2 protein-coding genes and 1 pseudogene are annotated in these 2,366 nt (G+C 64.2%); 1 reads left to right on the top strand and 2 read right to left on the bottom strand.

Translation table 11 applies throughout. From position 1 onward, the window contains the following. The first annotated feature begins 215 nt into the window (after positions 1-215). Positions 216-545 (top strand): hypothetical protein, encoded by a 330-nt coding sequence (locus EN745_RS33715; RefSeq protein WP_127423237.1) that lies wholly within the window; start codon positions 216-218, stop codon positions 543-545. A 115-nt stretch (positions 546-660) separates the two neighbouring features. Here the strand turns inward: EN745_RS33715 and EN745_RS33710 are convergent, their stop codons facing one another. Then, positions 661-1,593, bottom strand: coding sequence for a dimethylarginine dimethylaminohydrolase family protein (locus EN745_RS33710; protein ID WP_126055473.1), 933 nt, complete (start codon positions 1,591-1,593; stop codon positions 661-663). A 30-nt stretch (positions 1,594-1,623) separates the two neighbouring features. Then, positions 1,624-2,366, bottom strand: a pseudogene (locus EN745_RS33705) (amidohydrolase); the annotation flags it as partial.

The raw sequence follows: 2,366 nt of genomic DNA, 5'->3' as shown, positions 1-2,366 counted from the left end.
ATGTTAGCTATGACGCAAGCAATGGCGGCAGCGCGGCCCGCCATTGCGAACTGAATTTCTCAGCGGACGATCCGCTGCACGGCGCGGTAGTTGAGTGCTCGCGTTTACCGGCGATCTCCCGCCTTGCCTGCAATCTTAACGGGCAGGAATAACAGAACTTCAATCAACGCAAATTATACATCGCGGGGGATGTGGACCATGGAGGGGAACGCCGCATGAAACGCCTGATGTTTGCCTGCTCGATATCGTCTGGGCTGCTTTTGTCAGCGAACCGGGCGTTTGCGTTCAATTTCGGCTTCGTCAGGGTGCCGGACTGGATGGATCCTTATATCGGCGTGCTCGTTGCCGTCACCTTCTTCTTCTGGCTCGGACTGGCGGCGACAAAGCCGAGCGGCGTGCCGTTCAAGCAGGTGCGGTATGTCAAGGTTTCGCCGAAAGCGAATTTCTTCTACCTCGGCATGGCCTTCTTCTTCACCATCATGATGGTCATGCTGTTCGCCGGCATGGGCCTGAGGCGATACGCTGAGTGGACCGGCGCAGCGTAGAGCGGGAGCGAAACGGGACAGATCGACGCTCTTCCGCGCCCCCTCTGTCCTGCCGGACATGTGCCCCACAAGGGACCCACAAGGGGGAGATTGGCAGCTTCGCCGCCGTTGCCCCTCACGCCTTCTCGCGCTTCAGCGCCTGCGCCATGCAGTGGATGCCGCCGCCGGTCTTGGAGATCTCACTCATATCGACGGCCGCGACCTCGAAGCCGCGCGCCCGCAGCTTTTCGATCAGCGTCTGGCTCGATGTCGGCGCGATCACCCTGTCCATGCCGAGCGACATGAAGTTGCAGCCGAGCGCCATCGTGTCCTGGAAGGGCACGTCGATGATCTCGTGGCCCTTGCCCTTCAGCCAGTCGACGATGCCGGGCTCGGTGCAGGCGAGGCAGACCGCGGTAAGCTTTTCGGCGATCGGCACAACCATCAGGTCGATATGGACATAGTATTCGTCGATGAAGGCGATGCGCGTCTCCCAGCCTTCCTTGTCGAACCAGGCCTGCACCTGGCGGGCGCCCTCCTCCTGGGTGCGAGCGCCGCCGCAGCCGATCAACACCACGCCGTCCTCGATGACGTTGAAGTCGCCGCCTTCGAAGGTGCCGGCGGTCACCATATCGTAGATAGGGATGCCGAGCTTTTCATAGGTGCGGATGGCGGCGTAGTTCTCGCCGCGCCGCCACCAGTTGGCCATGGCGGTGATGAAGGCGCCGTAGGGCGTCATGACGCTGGAATCGCGCGAATAGACCTGCATCGGCAGTTCCGGGGTCGGCTCGTGCCAGTGGATGTTGACGCCGAAATGCTCGTATGCCGCGACAAGGTCCTTGTGCTGCGCCTGCGCGATCTGGACGTTGCAGGGCGCCTCGCGCAGATGTTTTCTAGACAGCGAGCTTGTCGACAGGTGGCGCAGAAAGTTGGGCGAACCAAGCAGCACGTCGGTCAGCACATCGGTCTCGTTGGCGAAGCCCCAGGCGGTCAGCGGCTTGGTGCCGCCGGCGGGGTTGCGGCGCTGCAGCGAGAACGGCTCGGCGACGACGCGGTCATGGACGGTCATGGTTGTTCTCCTCGTGGGGTCGTTGATCGGTCATGCAGTGGAGGCGGCCGGGATCCACCAGTCGCGCCCGCGCGCCGTGGCGACATATTCCGGCCAGCGGAAATTGATCGGCGGCTCGTAGTCGCAAAGCGGCGCGATCCAATTCGCGCCGCCGACGCCGCCGCCGGTGCGGGCGACGAACTCGTCCATCGCCGCATCGCGCGCGGCCTTGTCCTCGAGCAGGCGCAGCGCCGTCAGCGCGATCGTCTTCGAAGCGCAGGTCACCATCGGGTCGATCGTCGCGGCAATGCCGCCCAGCGCGTTCATCACCCAGCCTGGCCAGGCATGGCCGTTTGCCGAGCGCAGCGCCGGGCGCGCGACATAGAAACGCGCCGTCGGCGCATGCCAGCTCATGTCGGTGTAGTCGTCCGAGGTCGAGTTCACCTGCGAGGGCGGCAAGTCGCGGCGCAGGATCGCCTCGGCCTCCTGCGGCATGATCAGCCGCTCCAGCTCGTCGATGAACGGGTGTTCTGCCGCCGTACCGCCGGCATTGACCTGGATTTCGCGGGCGATTTTCTTCGCCTTCTCGTCCCAGCGCGGCGGCCCAACGGTCGAGAGCGCTTCATAGGCGAGCCCAGCCATGGCGTGATTGGCGAGGCCGGGCCGCGACTTCGACACCCAATGGCGCTCGTAGCGGCAGCCGCTGATCGCCGCGGCCGCGGCCGCATTGCGGTCGAGCACGTCGGTGACCTGCTCGGCCATGGCAATGGTAGGCACACGGATCATATACTGGA

Origin of the sequence: Mesorhizobium sp. M4A.F.Ca.ET.022.05.2.1, assembly GCF_003998845.1 — a bacterium.
Taxonomy (GTDB): Bacteria; Pseudomonadota; Alphaproteobacteria; order Rhizobiales; family Rhizobiaceae; genus Mesorhizobium.
The sequence above is the reverse complement of the archived record's forward strand: the minus strand, read 5'-3'. Positions and strand labels throughout refer to the sequence as shown.

Bases quoted from the DNA above. Each gene is read 5' to 3' on its own strand.
- EN745_RS33715 (WP_127423237.1), top strand. From the start codon at position 216: ATGAAACGCCTGATGTTTGCCTGCTCGATATCGTCTGGGCTGCTTTTG.
- EN745_RS33710 (WP_126055473.1), bottom strand. From the start codon at position 1,593: ATGACCGTCCATGACCGCGTCGTCGCCGAGCCGTTCTCGCTGCAGCGC.